The organism is Campylobacter concisus (assembly GCF_002913865.1).
GTDB lineage: Bacteria > Campylobacterota > Campylobacteria > Campylobacterales > Campylobacteraceae > Campylobacter_A > Campylobacter_A concisus_AM.
In genome coordinates this window covers 1-17,614 of record NZ_POYX01000046.1, presented here as the reverse complement: position 1 = coordinate 17,614, position 17,614 = coordinate 1, and the positions used below count along the sequence as shown (strand labels likewise).

The 17,614-nt window shown below is 39.8% G+C and carries 17 protein-coding genes; 6 read left to right on the top strand and 11 right to left on the bottom strand.

The genetic code is table 11. From position 1 onward, the window contains the following. Positions 1–94: 94 nt before the first annotated feature. The 8 genes from CYP77_RS02745 to CYP77_RS02710 all read right to left on the bottom strand — a co-directional run bounded on the left by CYP77_RS02745 (position 95) and on the right by CYP77_RS02710 (position 6,873). Positions 95–886 (bottom strand): YegJ family protein, encoded by a 792-nt coding sequence (locus CYP77_RS02745; protein ID WP_103567958.1) that lies wholly within the window; start codon positions 884–886, stop codon positions 95–97. A 273-nt stretch (positions 887–1,159) separates the two neighbouring features. Further along, complete coding sequence (locus CYP77_RS02740; RefSeq protein ID WP_103567959.1) at positions 1,160–1,657, bottom strand: YajQ family cyclic di-GMP-binding protein; 498 nt, start codon at positions 1,655–1,657, stop codon at positions 1,160–1,162. A gap of 3 nt (positions 1,658–1,660) precedes the next feature. Continuing rightward, entirely contained in the window at positions 1,661–2,590 is a 930-nt protein-coding gene (locus CYP77_RS02735) for a D-2-hydroxyacid dehydrogenase (RefSeq protein WP_103567960.1), read from the bottom strand. Positions 2,591–2,592: 2 nt separating this feature from the next. After that, entirely contained in the window at positions 2,593–3,774 is a 1,182-nt protein-coding gene (locus tag CYP77_RS02730; RefSeq protein WP_103567961.1) for a glutathionylspermidine synthase family protein, read from the bottom strand. Between the two features lie 2 nt (positions 3,775–3,776). Next, on the bottom strand, positions 3,777–4,394 hold the full coding sequence (locus CYP77_RS02725; protein ID WP_103567962.1) for a UPF0323 family lipoprotein: 618 nt from the start codon (positions 4,392–4,394) through the stop codon (positions 3,777–3,779). Continuing rightward, positions 4,391–5,023: a DNA-binding protein gene (locus CYP77_RS02720; protein ID WP_103567963.1), complete on the bottom strand. Its 633-nt coding sequence runs from the start codon at positions 5,021–5,023 to the stop codon at positions 4,391–4,393. Before CYP77_RS02720 ends, CYP77_RS02725 begins: the two co-directional genes overlap by 4 nt. A gap of 103 nt (positions 5,024–5,126) precedes the next feature. Next, the gene (gene rpsU / locus CYP77_RS02715) at positions 5,127–5,339 is read right to left on the bottom strand and encodes a 30S ribosomal protein S21 (protein WP_009294994.1); all 213 of its coding nucleotides are present in this window, start codon (positions 5,337–5,339) and stop codon (positions 5,127–5,129) included. Between the two features lie 58 nt (positions 5,340–5,397). After that, positions 5,398–6,873, bottom strand: coding sequence for an FAD-dependent oxidoreductase (locus tag CYP77_RS02710; protein ID WP_103567964.1), 1,476 nt, complete (start codon positions 6,871–6,873; stop codon positions 5,398–5,400). A gap of 104 nt (positions 6,874–6,977) precedes the next feature. On the opposite strand from CYP77_RS02710, the gene ccoG reads away from it, so the two are divergent. The 6 genes from ccoG (at position 6,978) to CYP77_RS02680 (ending at position 14,984) form a co-directional block, all read left to right on the top strand. Next, positions 6,978–8,303 carry a cytochrome c oxidase accessory protein CcoG gene (gene ccoG / locus CYP77_RS02705; protein WP_103567965.1) on the top strand — a complete coding sequence of 442 codons (1,326 nt, stop codon included), beginning with the start codon at positions 6,978–6,980 and terminating at the stop codon, positions 8,301–8,303. A gap of 4 nt (positions 8,304–8,307) precedes the next feature. After that, positions 8,308–8,967, top strand: a complete 660-nt coding sequence (locus CYP77_RS02700) for a TetR/AcrR family transcriptional regulator (protein ID WP_258033418.1) — start codon at positions 8,308–8,310, stop codon at positions 8,965–8,967. 102 nt (positions 8,968–9,069) lie between these two features. Beyond that, on the top strand, positions 9,070–10,227 hold the full coding sequence (locus CYP77_RS02695) for an efflux RND transporter periplasmic adaptor subunit (RefSeq protein WP_103567966.1): 1,158 nt from the start codon (positions 9,070–9,072) through the stop codon (positions 10,225–10,227). 10 nt (positions 10,228–10,237) lie between these two features. Next, positions 10,238–13,363: an efflux RND transporter permease subunit gene (locus CYP77_RS02690; RefSeq protein WP_103567967.1), complete on the top strand. Its 3,126-nt coding sequence runs from the start codon at positions 10,238–10,240 to the stop codon at positions 13,361–13,363. Beyond that, positions 13,353–14,735 (top strand): efflux transporter outer membrane subunit, encoded by a 1,383-nt coding sequence (locus CYP77_RS02685; RefSeq protein WP_103567968.1) that lies wholly within the window; start codon positions 13,353–13,355, stop codon positions 14,733–14,735. The genes CYP77_RS02690 and CYP77_RS02685 overlap by 11 nt, the downstream gene beginning before the upstream one ends. A 21-nt stretch (positions 14,736–14,756) precedes the next feature. Beyond that, positions 14,757–14,984 (top strand): hypothetical protein, encoded by a 228-nt coding sequence (locus CYP77_RS02680; RefSeq protein ID WP_009295001.1) that lies wholly within the window; start codon positions 14,757–14,759, stop codon positions 14,982–14,984. A gap of 129 nt (positions 14,985–15,113) precedes the next feature. On the opposite strand, the gene aqpZ is transcribed toward CYP77_RS02680, so the two are convergent. From aqpZ to CYP77_RS02665, 3 genes are all read right to left on the bottom strand, one after another. After that, on the bottom strand, positions 15,114–15,821 hold the full coding sequence (aqpZ, locus tag CYP77_RS02675; RefSeq protein ID WP_103567969.1) for an aquaporin Z: 708 nt from the start codon (positions 15,819–15,821) through the stop codon (positions 15,114–15,116). 299 nt (positions 15,822–16,120) lie between these two features. Then, complete coding sequence (locus tag CYP77_RS02670; RefSeq protein WP_103567970.1) at positions 16,121–16,573, bottom strand: hypothetical protein; 453 nt, start codon at positions 16,571–16,573, stop codon at positions 16,121–16,123. A gap of 268 nt (positions 16,574–16,841) precedes the next feature. Beyond that, the gene (locus CYP77_RS02665; RefSeq protein WP_103566715.1) at positions 16,842–17,444 is read right to left on the bottom strand and encodes a hypothetical protein; all 603 of its coding nucleotides are present in this window, start codon (positions 17,442–17,444) and stop codon (positions 16,842–16,844) included. Between the last annotated feature and the right edge of the window lie 170 nt (positions 17,445–17,614).

Below are 17,614 nucleotides of genomic sequence, written 5' to 3'. Positions count from 1 at the left end.
TAATAACTCTATTTTTATCTTCAACCAATCTCTCAAAGCTTTTCATATTTCAAAACCTTTTTTATTTAAAACATCTTTAAATTTAAAAAATTAACTAGCTAAGCACCTTTGCGATTTCGCTCCAGCCTATTTGCTTAGCAAATTCAGCCGCCGTTTTGCCACTTTTTGTGCGGGCATTTTTATCAGCGCCGTATTTTAGCAAGAGATTTACAAGGTTTAAATTTCCAGCGATCGCCTCGTGGTGAAGCTGTGTATATCCAAACTCATCAGCGTCTGTGGCTACGCTTGGGTGCTCTTTTGCGTAGTTTTCAAACTGCTCGGTCATATTTTTACTCATCGGATGCTCTATCAAATTTTCTGGATGCTCTTTTTGCTCGTAAACGACCAAGATATCGTTAAAATCGCCAAAATCAAGCCCCCAAGCTGCGTCATGCTCGGCTAGCTCATCTTTTTGCATGCGTGAACGCATCGCCTGCACGCTAAATCCGCCGTATGCGCGCCCACCAATGGCAAAAAGCCAGTCGCTCATCTCATCTATCTTCGCGCTTACTTGATCGCCAACTTTTACGTTTTGCACGGTGTCTGGCTCATTTACGAGCGTGCCATATATCATTTCGCCGTCAAATTCAACGTCATTTATCCACATGTGCTCGCCCACCTCTTCGCCGTTTATAGTGTCAAGAAAGCAAATTTTTACCATCGCAAAATCAAGCCCTGGCACGATCCTGCGGCGCTCCCAGTAAAGCTCACGCCAAAAGTATCCAAAGCTCTCACGAGCCTGCTCAAATGCGCGCTGCATGTAGTCTTCGTCGCTACTTACAAAATAGATCGGCATTTGCTCGCCAAGATCGATTTGCTTGCCAAAAATTTTCTTAAAAAAACTCATTTTTTATCCTTAGTGAAATAAATTTAAGTGTAAATTTGCAAAAAACTGCCAAATTTAGGCTAAATAGCTAAATATTAAATGAAAAATTTAGTGGCAGTTTCGCAAAACTAGGCTAGGCGATTTCAAAAATTTAGCCTGCCAACTTACCAAATTTAAACAAAAATATCGTGAGATGGATTTAAATGTTGCGACGAAAAACTAAGCGTGCACTAGGTACTTAGCCTGCGGAGCGAGAATTTTTCTAGCTCATTTAAAGGCGCTCACGAGAGGCCATTATTTTAGGTTTTTAAAGCTTATCGGAAGTTCTAGGCTTAACCCCCTAACCAGCTTTATACACTCCTGCAGATCATCTATGTTTTTGCTTGTCACTCTGATCTCTTCGCCCCTGATCTGCGCGCTCACCTTGATCTTTGAGTCTTTGATCGCTTTGGTGATCTTTTTTGAGTTTTCGCCGTCAAGCGTATCGTTTAGTTTTAGCGTCGCCTTTAAATTTCCCCCGCTCGCTGGCTCTCTTTTTGTCTCTGTGATCGCAACTGGTGGGATATTGCGCTTGATGAGCTTTGAGATCACTATATCTTTTAGCGCATCGATCTTGCTATCGCTTGAGCTAAGAAGCGTTATAAATTTCTCTTTTTCATTTAGCTCGACTTCGGCCGCAAGCCCCTTAAAGTCATACCTTGCTGCGATCTCTTTTTTAGCCGTCTCAAGAGCGTTTTTAACCTCCATCATATCGACCTCGGCACTTATATCAAAGCTGTGTTCAGTTGCCATTTTCTATCCTTTTATAAATTCTTCTATATTTTTAACTATCAGTGAGATCAGCCGTTTTCTAGCCTCCAAGCTGCCCCATGCTACGTGCGGGGTGATGAGTAGATTTGACTTCTTTTTTACATTTAAAAATGGGCTATTTTCGCTCATTGGCTCACGTTCCAAAACGTCGGTGCCAAAACGCAGATTTCTCTCATCTATCGCCCTTGCCATCGCCGCCTCGTCCACTATGCCGCCACGTCCTAAATTTAGCACTATCGCCTTATCTTTTAGCAAATTTATCTCGTTTGCGCCCAGTAAATTTCTAGTCTTTTCATTTAGTGGCGCGTGGATGCTGATGATGTCGCTGCTTCTTAGTAGCTCATCTAAGCTTTTTTGCGCAAATTCGCTATTTTTATTTGCTCCACTTGTCGAGTAATAGCTCACGTTTGCGCCAAATGCACGTGCCACTGCTGCCACGCTACGTCCTATCTCGCCAAGTCCGATGATGCCAAATTCTTTACCAGCGATCTCGCTGATATCTGCGCCAAGATAGGTGAAAATTTCACTCTTCACCCACTCGCCGTTTTTTACGTACTCATCATAAAATTTTATGCGATTTGTTAGCTCAAAAAGCAAGGCAAATGTGTGCTGCACGACGCTTGCAGTAGAGTAGCCAGCGACGTTTTTCGCAGCTATATTTTTAGCTTTTGCGTGCTCTAGATCTACGTTATTCATGCCAGTTGCGCTTATGCAGATAAGCTTTAAATTTGTCGCGTCCATCACAGCTTTGTCGATGACGACCTTGTTTGTGATGACGATATCAACGCCCTTTAGACGTGGCACGACCTCTTCGCTCTTAGTTTTTTGGTAGCTGATAAACTCGCCAAATTTCTTAAAAACACTAAGATCAACGTTTTCGCCAAGCGTGGCCGCGTCTAAACAAACGATCTTCATCTTTAATCCTTAATGAAATGTCCTACAAATTTAGAGTAGTTATCTAAAATTTTGCCGCCCTTTCTATATCCAAGCGCGCACGCTTCATAAGCATAAAATACGCCAGCTTGGTAGCTCTCGCCTCTCTCATCTTGATTAAACTCGTAAAATTCTTGATAGATGGCTTTGTTTGAGTCGTATTCGCCGTCATTACTTGCTATTTGTGCGCCGTTTTCATCGTGTATCGAGACGTTTGCGCCTTCTCTGCCAAATACCGGCTTTTTCACATATTTTTTGCCTTTTAGCGGCTCATTTGAGGTTTCAAGCAAGAGCGGGTGATTAGGATATAGATCCCAAAGGATTTTTAAAATCCCCTTGCTTTGGAAAAGCAGCGTGTAGGCTGGATTTATGATGATAGCTTTTTGGTTTTTGATGATGTTTGAAAGTATGAGTGCCAGCTCTCCCTCGTCGATCGCTATGCTCTCCCAAGGGACAAGCTTAAACCAGTACTCGAAATTTTCATCGCCTTTAAAAATACCCTCGTCATCATTGAAAACGACCTCGTCAACGTAGGCAAAGTCTGTTTCAAAGCCAGCCTCTTTTGCGATGTATTGCAGTAGTTTTACGGTCTGCTCGTCCTCGATACTGCCTGCGATACTGCTAAATAGTATCCCCCAGTCCTCGTAAAGCTCGTCAAAGTCGGCATCCTCGTCACCAAGCGTGATAAGGCGTTTGAAATTTTGCTTTAGCGACTCGTAAAGGTCGTTAAACTGGGCTGCTTCGTCCATGTGATTTAGCTTTAGCATCGCCCACTGAATGATCGCGGTCTCAAAGACTGCCGTTGGCGTATCGGCGTTAAACTCGATGAGCTTTATAGGCTTGCCATCAAGCCCACCCGCTAGGTCAAATCTGCCGTAAAGGTGCCAATGAACGTCATTTTCCCAGCTATTTTTTATGATATCAACAAGGTTAAATGGTATGCCTATCTCGTGAAAAAGGTTGTTGTCTATGACGTGCTGAGCGGCATTTACATACATATCATATAGCTCGTTTGCCGCCTCGTAGTAGGCATTTGCCTCTTTTTCGCTTACTTGCACGATCTCATCAGCGATATATGAGCTGTTATCGTTATCTGTATGCCATGCAAAGCCGATTTTCTCCATGAATTCGTTGTTTAATGGGGTGATTTTTCTTAAATTTATCATTTTCAGCCTCCAAAACTTGATGAGCTAGAGCCTGACTTTGAGCCACCACCAAAAAACCCACTCTTACCGCCACTGCTTCTTGCAGCAGAATTTGCCACTTTTTGCTTGTTAAAGCTATCCACACTTCTTGTGTAGGCACTTGGATTTTTATATGTGCTTTGGCGATTTGCTTGGAAATTTTGGTTGCCAAAAAGCTTACTGCCTATCCAGCTACCAAGTATCGCGCCAGCTGCTGAAGCAAGGATAGTCTCGCCAAGGCTTAGTCCGCCGCTACTTAGCTGTGCGTCGCTCGTTCTTGTCAAATTTGAAGTGTTGTTGTCGATCTTTGCGTTTGCTTGCGCTAGAAGTTTATCGATCTCGTCTTTACTTAGCACGCGCTCAGTGCCGTTCATATCTTTTAGCACGACCCTAGTTTCGGTGCTTGGATACTCTTCTAAGATTTTATAAACGCCAGGTGCGCTCTCCTCGATAATGACAAAGGCGCCGTTTTTTTGCGCAACTTCGTTTAGTGCGTTTTCGTTACCGCCATCGTCGCTTCCGCAACCAGCAAGTCCAGCCATGATAATGGCACCAAATCCCCCAACCGCAGCATAAGTTGCTATCTTTTTAATGTGTTTCATATCTCTCCTATCAACTCTTTTAAATTTTTATGTCTTCTAACAAGTATCACGCCGCGTTTAAATTTTATAAATTTGGAGTGATGTATCGCTTTTATTATCTTTTCACTAATCTTTTTTGTCGCTTTTGGTTTTAAATTTAACTCCTTTAGGTATTCGCTTAAATTTATCCATTTTGACTCGTCCTCTATCTGCGCATCTATCGCCACTTCGCTTGCAGCACTTTCGTTTTTAGGTGCTAAAAGTGGCCTTTGCATAGCGTTTAGAAACTGCATGAGCTTCTCGTCTCTGTCCTTATAAATTTGCAAAATTTCATTTTTGCGCTCGATGAGCATCTGCTCTTTTTCTTTAAAAAGCCTATCTTTATCGGCTTGCAAATTTAAATTTAAGCTCTTTAGCTCGCTTAGCTCATTTAGCAAATAGCTTACAAACTCGTCGTTTTGGGATTTAGGTTTTGTGCTTTTTGGAGCGGTTTTTGTGGGTTTTTCGCTACTTGGCTCCTCGTCAAGGATGACAAATTTAGTGCCATTTTCAATGACCGTTTTTAACGAGCCTCGGCGGATTCTATTATAGACTGCTTCTTTTGTTATGCCTAAAATTTCTGCAGCTTCATTTACAGCTAGCTTTTGCATCGGATTTCCGTTTAAAATAAAATAAAAAAATTGCTTTGATTATAAAAAAATAAGGCTAAAAGAAGAGTTAAACAAAGAGAGCAAAGCCCTCTTTGTCTTGGTTTTAGAGTCTTGACTCGTAGCGTCTAAGCATATAAAGACGTTTAAGCATTTTCTTGCGAGCTGCAATTTTTTGTTTCTTGCGGATCTCAGTTTTAGGCTCAAAGAAGCGTCTAGCTCTTGCTTCAGTAACGACTAAGTTACGGTCAGTTTGTTTTTTAAACTTTCTGTAACCCTCGTCAAATGACTCGTTAGGATGTACCTTAATACCAGGCAACGTCCTCACCACCTTTCAGATTAAAATAAGCCGTGAGTATAGTTTAACTTTCATAAATTTAAGCTTTTAAAATATGCTCAGCAGCTATCAAACCAGAGCTAATGCAGTCTGGTGTAGAGCAGCTTGTCAGCCTTGCATAGCCGTGAATTCCGCCTGTTGCTTCGCCTATGGCATATAAATTTTTAATAGGCATATTGTCTTTTAGGCCTAGCACTTCAAAATTTAAACTAACCCTGACTCCACCTGGCGTATAGCTTATGCCAGGAGCTGCCAACATGCCGTAAAATGGCGCTTTTGAGATAGGATTTACCTTACTAAGGTCCTTTTTAAAGTCACTATCATCTTTTTTCTCTATATTTTCATTATATCGCTTGATCTCGCTGTTTAAAACCTCTAAATTTAGCCCAAATTCTTTTGCTAGTTCATCCAAATTTTGAAATTTCTTCATCTTTCCATCTTCTACAAATTTATTTAGCCTTTTTGGATCATGGCTGCTTCCAAAACCGATCTCATCAAAGATTATCACTGCAAATTTATCTGAGCTGTTATCTTGCATATTTTCTAAAATTTTATCTGACAAGACCTGCCTGTCGCCATCTTCATTCATAAATCTTTTTGAGTTTTTACCATCAACTATCATTGAAAAGACGAGGTCTTCTGTTGGGATACCAAAAGAGTACCTGCCAAGACTTAGCTGGATAGGCGTTGCTCCAACTGCTAACATCATCTTTAAAGCACCAGCTGTTGCACCTGGATTTGAAGGTGTTTTAGCAAGGGCTAATCTTGGATTTTGAGCAGCTTTAAATGCCTTATCTGCCGAATATCCACCGCTTGCAAAGATGACAGCCTTATTTGCTTTGTAAAATTTGCTATCACCTGTTGTATTTTGCAGATCATCATCAGCCAAGCTCTTATCAAATTTATACTCTTCTCTCACCTTTAAGCCTGCTACCTTGCCACTTTCGTCAAATATAATCTCATCAGCTTTTACGCGCTTAAGACTTGCCCCGCCTTTACTTTCAAAGTGCGAATTTAAAGTCTGAACAAACGCTCCACCACCGCCCTCTGTCTCTAAGCTTCTAGCTACGCTATGTCCACCAAGATGTTTTAGCTTGTTAGCAAATTTAACGCCTCTTGCCTTTACAAATTCATACGATCGTTTCGAATTTTCAGCTATGCGTAAAGATTGTGCAACGTCGTTAAAACCTTTACCTGCTTTGTTTAGGTCTTTGACGAAAAGTTCTATGGAGTCTTTTATGCCAGCATTTATCTGTTCGTCTGATCCAACGCATGCAAAGTCAAGCTGTGAAATGACCGAGTTGCCACCAAGCCTTGACATCTTTTCAATCAGCGCTACCTTTAGTCCAGCCTCTGCTAAAACTATACCAGCAACATTTGCGCTAAGTCCGCTACCAACGATAAGTACATCAAATTCTTTATCCCATTTTGGCTCGTTTTGTGATGCCTCTAAATTTAAAGCAGCTAGTGTTGTGGCTGCTAAACTTGTCTTTATAAATTTTCGTCTAGAAATCATGCACGCTCCTTTAATAAATTTGTAAAAATATACCTTAGAAAAGGGGCAAAAATGGGTTTAAAGTTGTTTTAATGTATAATCACAAAAAATCAAAAAGGCTCACCATGTCAAAGGATCTTCATCTTAGCTACGCCAAGAGGCGTTACATTTTTTTTGCCTGTATCACACTATTTGTATTTATTTTGCCATTTATCAGGATAAACGACGCGCAGCTATTTTTGCTGAGTTTTGATAAGAGCAGAGTCGATCTATTTTTTACAAAATTTGATATGCAAGAGCTATATTTGATGCCGTTTTTGTTTATCACTTTGTTTTTGACTATATTTTTCCTAACGACGCTTGCAGGGCGCGTATGGTGCGGTTGGAGCTGTCCGCAGACAATTTTTAGAGCGCTCTTTCGTGACCTTTTGCAGACTAAAATTTTAAAGATCAGAAAAAACATCCAAAACAAACAAAATGAGCCACAAGGTCAAATTTTAAAACGTGCAATAGCTGTTGGAATTTGGTGCGTTTTAGCTCTTATCATAGCTGCAAATTTTATGTGGTTTTTTGTGCCACCATTTGAGTTTTTAGCCTATATAAGCGAGCCAAGCGAACATAAAATTTTACTTGCATTTTGGCTTGGTATCGCTGCTTGGCTAGTCTATGACGTGGTCATTTTAAAAGAGAATTTCTGCGTCTATGTCTGCCCGTATGCGAGGGTGCAGTCAGTTATGTTTGATAGCGACACGATACAAGTTATCTACAATCAAAAACGAGGCGGCGTCATATATGAGGGCCGGGAGAAATTTAAAAAGCCAAAAGAAGAAGGCGCGCTTTGCACTGGCTGCGAAGCCTGCGTGAGGATATGCCCAACGCATATAGATATAAGAAAAGGCATGCAACTTGAGTGTATAAACTGCCTTGAATGTAGCGATGCGTGCGCTAAAGTGATGGGGCACTTTAACGAGAGCTCGCTTATAGAGTGGAGAAGTATAAATTCTCAAAATGAAAATAAAAAGGTGAAAATTTTTAGATTTAGAACGGTTGCTTATCTTGTCATTTTATGCGTTGTCTTAGTAGCTGCGGCGCTGATGAGTGGTAAAAAAGAGAGCATGCTTTTAAATATAAATAGAACTAGCGAACTTTACAAGGTTTTAGATCAAGGTGAGGTTGAAAATTCTTATGTATTTTTAGTGCAAAACACCCAAAATAAAGAGCATACATTTTTCTTTGAGATAGATGATAAAAATATAGAAATTTCGCGTCCAAATAGGCCTTTTACGCTAAAAGCTGGCGCAAAACAAAAGGTCATCGTCACTCTAAAGTCAAAAAATGAAAACACGAGCGAAAAAGATCTTTTAAAACATATAAATATAAGAGCTTACGCCACTGACGAGCCAACTATCAGCGTGCAAAGAGCCAGCACTTTTATCTATCCAAAAAGATGATAAAATGGCGAAAAATTTAGTGGGAAGTAAAATGGCGATCTCAGAAAAAGGCAAAAAACGATACGAGCTCATCGTAAAAACAGCGCTTGATCTATTTTTAAAAAATGGCTACGAAAAGACAAGCCTTAGCGATATCGTGTCGATAAGTGGCGGCTCGCTTGCAAGCATTTACACATTTTTTGAGAGCAAAGAGGGGCTTTTTCAAGCGATCATCGAGCAAGAGATAGATGCGCTTATAAAAGAGGTCGATGAGAGGATAGATCTTAAAATTTCTCACAGCTTGGAGGAGTTTTTAACCAAATTTGCAACCATTATTTTTTCTATCATCTGCACCAAGAAAAATATCTCACTTGGCAGGATAATGATGAGTGAGGGTTCTAAAAATGGTGGCAAGCTTGGCAGGGCATTTTTAGATCAAATTTTAAACAAGATCGACCTTGTGCTTATAAATTTCTTTGAAAGAGATGAGATAAAATCACAGCTAAATCCAAAATTTCCAGCCAAATTTGCTGCAAAATGCTTTATAGAAAATGTAAAGGGGTCACATTACTACAACGCCCTCATATTAGACGAGGAGCCAAAACTAAGCAAAAAGGTGCGTGAAGAGCACGTTGCCTTGTGTGTTGAGTTATTTTTAAATGGCATTATTAAAAAGCAAAATTGACTTTTAATTTATTTTTAGTTATAGTCAGAGACTTTTAAAATTTTGTAATGATTATTACAAAACTAAATTTGGGATTAAATTTTAAAATTAAGAGAGGTTTTTATGTTGAAATTTAAAAGTTTTCTTGTGCTCTCAGCTGCCGTTTTTTTATTTTCTGGCTGCTTTGAAAGTGGCGACAAAAAGGCTGCTGCAGGCCGTCAAATGCCACCATCTCACGTTGATATTTTCGTTGCACAAAAAGCAGATGTGCCTATTAGCTTTGACTACACGGCAACAGTTACTAGCAACCAAGATGTCATCATCTATCCAAAAGTTAGTGGCACGATCATAAAGCAGTTTTTTAAGCCAGGCGACAAGGTCAAGGCTGGAGATAAGCTATTTTTGATAGATCCAGAGAAATATCAAGCCAGCTTTGACTCGCTTGACGCAGCTGTTGGCGTGGCAAATGCAAATTTAAAAAATGCGCAGACTGAGTTTAAAAGAATTTCTGCCCTTTATAAGAAAAACGCAGTCTCTCAAAAAGACTACGACGCAGCCGTTGCAGCTTATGACATCGCAAATGCAACTTTAGTAAGCGCAAAAGCAACTTTAAAAAATGCCAAGATTGATCTTGGCTATACAACTATCACGGCTCCATTTGACGGCGTTGTTGGCGATAATAAAGTAGATGTTGGCTCACTTGTAACAGCAAGCCAAATCCAGCTTGTAAGACTAACAAAGATAAATCCGATCGAGGCTGACTTTTACATCGCAGACGTGGATAATCTAAGTAGAAAAGCAAATTTAGATAACGGCGCTTGGCAGCAACTAAATAGCGAGGCTGTCTTAAATTTAAACAATGAAAATTTCACTGGCAAAGTGACATTTATAGATAACGTCGTAAATACCGCGACTGGCAGCGTTTTGGCAAAGGCTAGCTTTGATAACAGCGAGGGCAAAATTTTACCAGGTGCATTTGGCCATATAAAGATGAGCGGATTTGTGCAAAAAAATGCCTTTAACATCCCGCAAGTTGCCCTTCAGCAAAGCGCTACGAACACTTATGTTTTAGTCGTAAAAGATGGCAAAGTAAGCCAGAAAAATGTTAAAACTAGCTACCAAACAAAGGATATGGTCGTAGTGACTGAGGGCCTTGAAGAGGGCGATAAGATAATAGTTAATAACTTCCTTAAAATCGGAGTTGGCGCACCAGTTGAAACTGATAAAGACTTAAGCGCAAATTTCTTAAACAAAGATGCAAACGCTACAAGTAGCAAGTAAAGGCAGATAGATGTTTTCAAGATTTTTCATAAACCGCCCGATATTTGCAACTGTTATATCTATCATCATAGTTATAGCAGGTTTTATGGGTATCAAGGGGCTTCCTATAGAGGAGTATCCAAGTCTTACCCCGCCTACTGTCTCTGTAACTGCGACATATAGCGGTGCTGATGCACAGACGATCGCTGACTCAGTCGCAAGCGCCATTGAGGATCAGATAAATGGTGTTGAAAATATGCTCTATATGCAAAGCACATCAAGCTCAGCAGGCACTATGAATATAAGTGTATATTTTAAGATCGGCTCATCAGCAAAGCAAGCTACTATAGATGTAAATAACCGCGTGCAAGCTGCCCTTTCAAGGCTACCTCAAGAGGTGCAAAATATGGGTGTAACGGTGCGTGAAAGAAGCGGTTCGATCCTTCAAGTAGTTGGCTTTACAAATCCAAATATGAACCAAGTTGAGTTATACAACTATGTAAATTTAAACATCGCTGACGCGATCAAAAGGGTAAATGGCATCGGCGATACGGTGCTAATTGGCAACAAAGAATACTCAATGAGAATTTGGCTAAAGCCAGACAGACTTGCTCAGTTTAAACTAACTCCAAGCGACGTCATCTCTCAAGTAAAAATTCAAAACTCACAATACGCCGCTGGCAAGATCGGCGAGCAGCCATCAAAGGGTGAAAACCCTTATGTCTATTCTGTAGTTTCTGAAGGACGTTTTAAAGATCCAAAGCAGTTTGGCGAAATTTTGATAAAAAGTGAAAACGGCAGCGTCGTCAAACTAAAAGAGGTCGCCACAGTCGAGCTTGGAGCTGCTAGCTACGCATCTGAAGCTATGCTAAATGGCAAGCCAGCAGTGCCACTTTTACTATTTTTACAAAATGACGCAAACGCACTTGCAACTGCTGAAGCGGTCAAAGCAAAGCTTGAAGAGCTAAAGAAAACCTATCCAGTTGGTCTAGAGCACACCATAGCCTACAACCCAACTGAATTTATCACCGTCTCAATAGACGAAGTTATAAAAACTTTCATAGAAGCGATGGTACTAGTTCTTATCGTAATGTACTTCTTCTTAAAGAGCTTTAGAGCTACCATCATACCAATGCTTGCCGTGCCAGTCTCTATCATAGGCACATTTGGCGGTCTTTATGTTATGGGCTTTAGTATAAATTTGATCACACTTTTTGCCCTGATCCTAGCCATCGGTATCGTCGTAGATGACGCGATCATAGTTATAGAAAACGTTGAGAGAATTTTGCATGAAGATAAAGAGATAAGCGTAAAAGACGCGACATATAAGGCGATGGAGGAGGTACAAACCCCAGTCATCTCTATCGTGCTCGTGCTTTGCGCGGTTTTCGTGCCAGTTTCATTTATGGAGGGCTTTGTTGGCGTTATACAAAAGCAGTTTGCATTAACGCTTGTTGTTGCTGTTTGTATCTCAGGCTTTGTCGCTCTTACTCTTACGCCAGCACTTTGTGCGGTTATGCTTAAAAAACAAGAGAACAAGCCATTTTGGATAGTTCAGAAATTTAACGACTTTTTTGACTTTAGCACTAGGCTCTTTACAGCAGGCGTGGCAAAAATTTTAAAACACGTCATCATTAGCTTTATAGTCATTGGCATAATGGGATTTGCGACGTATGGCCTTTTTCAAAAGGTGCCAAAAGGGCTTGTGCCTTCAGAAGATAAGGGCGCTTTAATGGTTATCACCTCGCTTCCACCTTCAACAAATATGCTAAAGACCAAAGAAGAGGTAAAATCTATTAGTAACGCCATTTTGAGCAACCCAAATGTCGAATTTACCATGGGATTTGCAGGCTATGATATGCTAGCTAGCTCACTTAGAGAAAACTCGGCCATTAGCTTTGTCAAGCTAAAAGACTGGAACGAAAGAAAGGGTGCAACGGACGGTGCAGATGCCTTAGTGGGTCAGTTTAACGGCATGCTTTGGGGTTCAAAAAACTCAATGACCTTTGTCGTAAATGTGCCACCTATCATGGGTCTATCAATGACTGGCGGCTTTGAGATGTATCTACAAAACAAAAGTGGCAAAAGCTACAACGAGATAGAAGCAGACGCTAGAAAGGTAACTGCAGCAGCAAATGCAAGACCTGAGCTAACTGGCGTGAGAACGACGCTTGAGACAAACTACCGCCAGTTTAAGATAACGGTCGATAAAGAGAAAGCAAGGCTATTTGGCGTAAGCGAGAGTGAAATTTTTAGCACGATAGCGGCTACTTTTGGCTCTTACTACATAAATGACTTCAACCTTGCAGGTAAATCATACCGCGTATACGCAAGGGCGAGCGACAACTTTAGAAACAACCCTGAGGATCTAAGAAAGATTTTCGTTCGCTCAAATGAGGGCGAGATGGTGCCATTAAATTCAGTAGCGACGCTTACAAGATCGATCGGACCTGATATCGTTGATAGATTTAACCTCTTTCCAGCGGCCAAGATCATGGGCGATCCAAAACCTGGCTACACATCAGGTGATGCGATAAGGGCGATCCAAGAGGTCGTAAATGACACGCTAAGTAGCGATGACTACGCTATAAGCTGGGCAGGAACTGCGTATCAAGAGGTAAATTCTCAAGGAACAGGCACGGTCGCCTTTATCTTTGGTATGGTCTTTGTCTTTTTGATCCTTGCTGCTCAGTACGAAAGATGGCTCATCCCACTTGCAGTCATCACTGCCGTGCCGTTTGCGGTATTTGGCTCGTTGCTAGCTGTTTGGATAAGAGGGCTAACAAACGACATCTACTTTGAGATAGGGCTCTTGCTACTCATCGGTCTGGCGGCTAAAAACGCCATCTTGATCGTAGAATTTGCTATGCAAGAGCGCGAGAGCGGAAAGAGCATATTTGAATCAGCTGTAAATGCGGCTAAACTTCGCTTTAGACCTATCGTTATGACATCTATCGCATTTACCTTAGGCGTTTTCCCAATGGTCATAAGCACAGGCGCAGGCGCTGCATCTCGCCACTCACTTGGAACTGGCGTGGTTGGAGGCATGATCGCTTCTACTACGATAGCGATATTTTTCGTGCCTATGTTTTACTATTTGCTTGAAAATTTAAATGAAAAATACTGGAAAAAGGGAGCAAAAAAAGATGAGAAATAAGGCGTTTATACTTATAACAGCGGCGTTTTTGGCTGGTTGCTCGTTTCGCCCAGATATGCCAAATGTGGATACAAATTTCACCTCAACATACACTTTCGAGACAAGCGATATAAGAGATCTTTGGTGGAAAGAATTTCACGATGAAAATTTAAATTCTCTAGTCGAAAGCGCGCTTGAGAAAAATACAAATTTACGCATTGCATATTTAAATTTACAAAAAGCAAAGGCAAGCCTTGGCGTTGCTGAGGCTGACTTGCTACCGGGGGTAAATTTAAATGTAAGTTATACCAAGGCAAAGACCAGCGGTGAAACTTACACTGGGCAGCCTCAAACACGTTATAGGAGCTCGAGCATAAATTTAGGGCTAAACTACGAGATAGATCTTTGGGGTAGAGTGCGAAATAGCGTGCTTGCAGCTAATGAAAATTTAAATGCGAGCAAATTTGACTACGATAGCGCTAGACTAAGCCTTAGCTCAAGTGTGGCAAAAAGCTACTTTGCGCTAGTTTCACTAAATATGCAAGAGGCTGTACTTCAAGAGACGCTAAAGACCTACGAAGATACGTTAGCACTTCGCAAGACGCAGCTTGATCTTGGTGGCATAAATGAGATGACCTACCTGCAAAGCAAGGCTGAGGTTGAAAGGGCAAAAACTAGCCTAACTTCAGTGCTAAACTCAAAGTCGCAAGCGCTTACTTCGCTAGCCATCTTAACTGGCAAGAGTAATGATGAAATTTTAAAAGGAGCTGTTGCTAGTGCGCAAAATTTACCAAGCTCGCCTGAGATAAACGCTGGCATCAGCTCAGATGTCTTGCTTAGAAGAAGTGACGTGGCAAAGGCGCTAGCAGATCTAAAAGCTACAAATGCCCTTGTTGGCGTAGCAAAGGCTGATTATTTTCCTACAATCTCACTTACTGGACTTTTGGGCTTTACAAGTATTGATTTTGAAAATATATTTGTAGGAAATGCCAATACTTGGAATATAGGTGGCTCTTTAGCGCAAAAAATATTTGACTATGGCAGGACAAAAAACAACGTCCGTGTTGCTGAGACAAATGAGCAAATCGCAGCTATCACTTACGAAGCGACTGTTAGATCGGCCCTTGGTGAGGTCAGAGATGCCCTTATCTCAAGGCAAAACGCAAAGCTCTCTTTGGATCAGGTAAAAAATTTGCTACAATCGCAGCAAAAAATTTATTCGCTTGCTAAAGATCAGTATAACGCTGGCTATATCGGTCACTTAGAGCTTCTCGATGCGGAGAGAAATTTGCTTCAAGCAAAGCTTCAAGATGTCTCTGCAAAGCTTGATGAGGTAGATAGCGCGGTTGAAGTTTATAGAGCACTTGGCGGCGGATTTAAGGTAGATAAATAAACTCAAAAAGGAGAAAAGTTGATGACTAAGATTTTAAATTTCTTATTTTCTTGGGGATTTTTTGTTTTTGCTATCGCTCTTGGCGTAGCATTATGGTTTGCGATAAATTACGTGGATACCATTAGGCTTGAGTCAAGCTTTTATGATATCGGCGAGATATTTATGATGGCAGCTGTCTTTGGTATCGTTTTTTACCTAGTTGCAGCGATATTTGTTATACCTATTAGGGCTATGACAAAAAAGGCCTAAATCCTCTTTTCATCTAAGAATTAAATTTCTTAGATGACCCCCTCAAGATACATTATAAATTTCTTTTTACTTATTTAAATTTTTAGAAGTAGAAAGGGCGAAGATCGCCCCCTGAAGTATAAAATTTGATTATTTTGCGCTTTTGCAACCGCATGTGCAGCCTAAAATCCTATAAATGATAGCTCCAATGATCGCTCCAACGATAGGTGCAACCCAGAAAAGCCAAAGCTGCTCTAGTGCCCAAGTGCCTTGAAATATCGCAACGCCAGTTGAGCGAGCTGGATTAACCGATGTGTTTGTGATAGGTATCGAGATAAGGTGGATCAGCGTCAAACCAAGGCCAATAGCGATCGGTGCAAAGCCCTTTGGAGCACGCTCATCAGTAGCACCTAGGATGATGATAAGGAAAAACGCAGTTAGAACTATCTCTGCAACTAGTGCTGAGACTAGATTATAGCCATTTGGTGAGTGCTCGCCGTATCCGTTGCTAGCAAAACCGCTTGCAGTAGCGTCAAATCCAGCCTTGCCTGAAGCGATAAGATATAGCACAGCAGCAGCTGCGATCGCTCCGATAACTTGTGCGATGACGTAAGGCACGAAGTCTTTTTTATCAAATCTTCCGCCAATTAATAGGCCAACTGAGACAGCAGGGTTGAAGTGTCCGCCACTGATGTGACCAACTGCGTAAGCCATCGTAAGAACTGTAAGACCAAAAGCAAATGCAACACCTACAAATCCAATGCCAAGCTCTGGAAAAGCTGCTGCAAATATCGCACTACCGCAACCTCCAAAAACTAACCAAAATGTGCCAAAAAACTCGGCTAAATATCTCTTCATTTTCTCCCTTTTAGGTAAATTAAAAGGGGCGATTTTAGCAGAAATGTGTGACATTTACAAAATATTGTAAAGATAAAGTTTTGTATCTAAAATTTACTTGTGAGTTTGGATTAAAATTTTAATACTTTATTCAGCCAGTATTTAATGTTCTATCATCGTAATTTTTTTATTTTAATGCTGACTGACATAATATCGACAACTCACACAAAATAATATTCAAAATAGGATATAAATTTATGCCGACCATCAGCAGTATCAAAACTATGTTGCTTATCTAAAATCTAGTAAATTTACCAATTTTATGCGCCGCTATCGCCATCCAAAATTACTTCTATTCCATTATTGACTTTTTTAAAATCAACATTAAAAAGAGATTCATTAGAACAGTCATTATATTCAAGTTTGAGATAGTTTTTGCCAGCTCTTGTTAGGCTGAAATAGCATGTGTTTTCACTATTTTCAGGTCTACTTTTAAATTTATATTCAAGCCTTATAGTTTTATTTAAATTTGGCATTCCCATCTCTTTGGAAGCGCTCATATATATCTCTTTATTGTCATCTTGAAAGTGTTGCTTTAAATAGTACTTATAAGCCCCGAGCAAATCTGTATTTTTATATATACACTTTGACGCAACGCAGCTATAGTCGCCATTGCAATTTTTTTCTTCATAGCCCTTATCACAATCAACTACAATCTCACTTGACCAGCAAAACATAGATATTACACTTACTGTAAGCAGTATTTTTTTCATAATTTCCTCCAAAATACTTTTATAAATTTATAACTACTTACCTGATTTTACCATTTATAATGTCTAAGCACAATATAGATAAAATTTAAAACACATAAGACACAAAGGCTATCATGTTCCATGTAAAGCATAAATAAGTAAAAAATGCCGTTATCGCTTAATATTGAGCCAAGCAAAATCCAATAGAAATCATTTATGATAGTTAAATTATCGTAAAAATGATGTTAGTTTTCTCTAGCTATCTAACTACGCCTTATCTTACATTGCATCAATAATATATTTTCTCATTATATTTTGGCACGATAAGTTGGTTTTCTCCCAGTTTTATTTCATTCATATTTATTTGATTATTATTTTTTACATTAAACATAAAATTTTTAATATTTTTGCATTTATTTACCTCTTCGGTTAAGCACTCTACCTTGTATATAGCTTTCTTTGTTAGGAGATTATAGTCCAAGTTTTGATCTCTTACATTTTTATCTAGCATATTTACAGTAACGCCTATTAGTTTCCAAATTTTATCTTTTAAGTCAAGTCTGTATTTATAGGCATAGCTCCACTCAAATCTACCGCCACCACCACTATGATTTATTGTGATCACTCTATTTTTTATCTCCAAACCCTCAAAAGGATCTCCCATGGCGCCGCCGTCATCAGACTTCATTATTACATTACTAAATTCTTGCCATTTAGCCCACTGGCCTTTATTATCTTTTTTGAAAATTTGTAAAACTTTATGCGAATTTTTATCTTGCCAAACTACTACCCTTTCATTCACGCTATCACCGTCTAAATCCCCAAAAGCTTCTGAAATTTCAGAAGCAAATAAAAATCTGCTTAGTAAAATTGCTATATAAAATATTTTCATTCGAACACTAAACTTTCTCGATTATCATCCATTAATTTTCATCCTCACATACATATACTATTTTTATTTTTTAATTTTACATTTATCTAAGAAGTATTTTTAACAAAAGCTCTTTCAAATATTGAAGTGGTAAGTATATTTCAAACTTTACCGTCTTTAAAAAATAATAA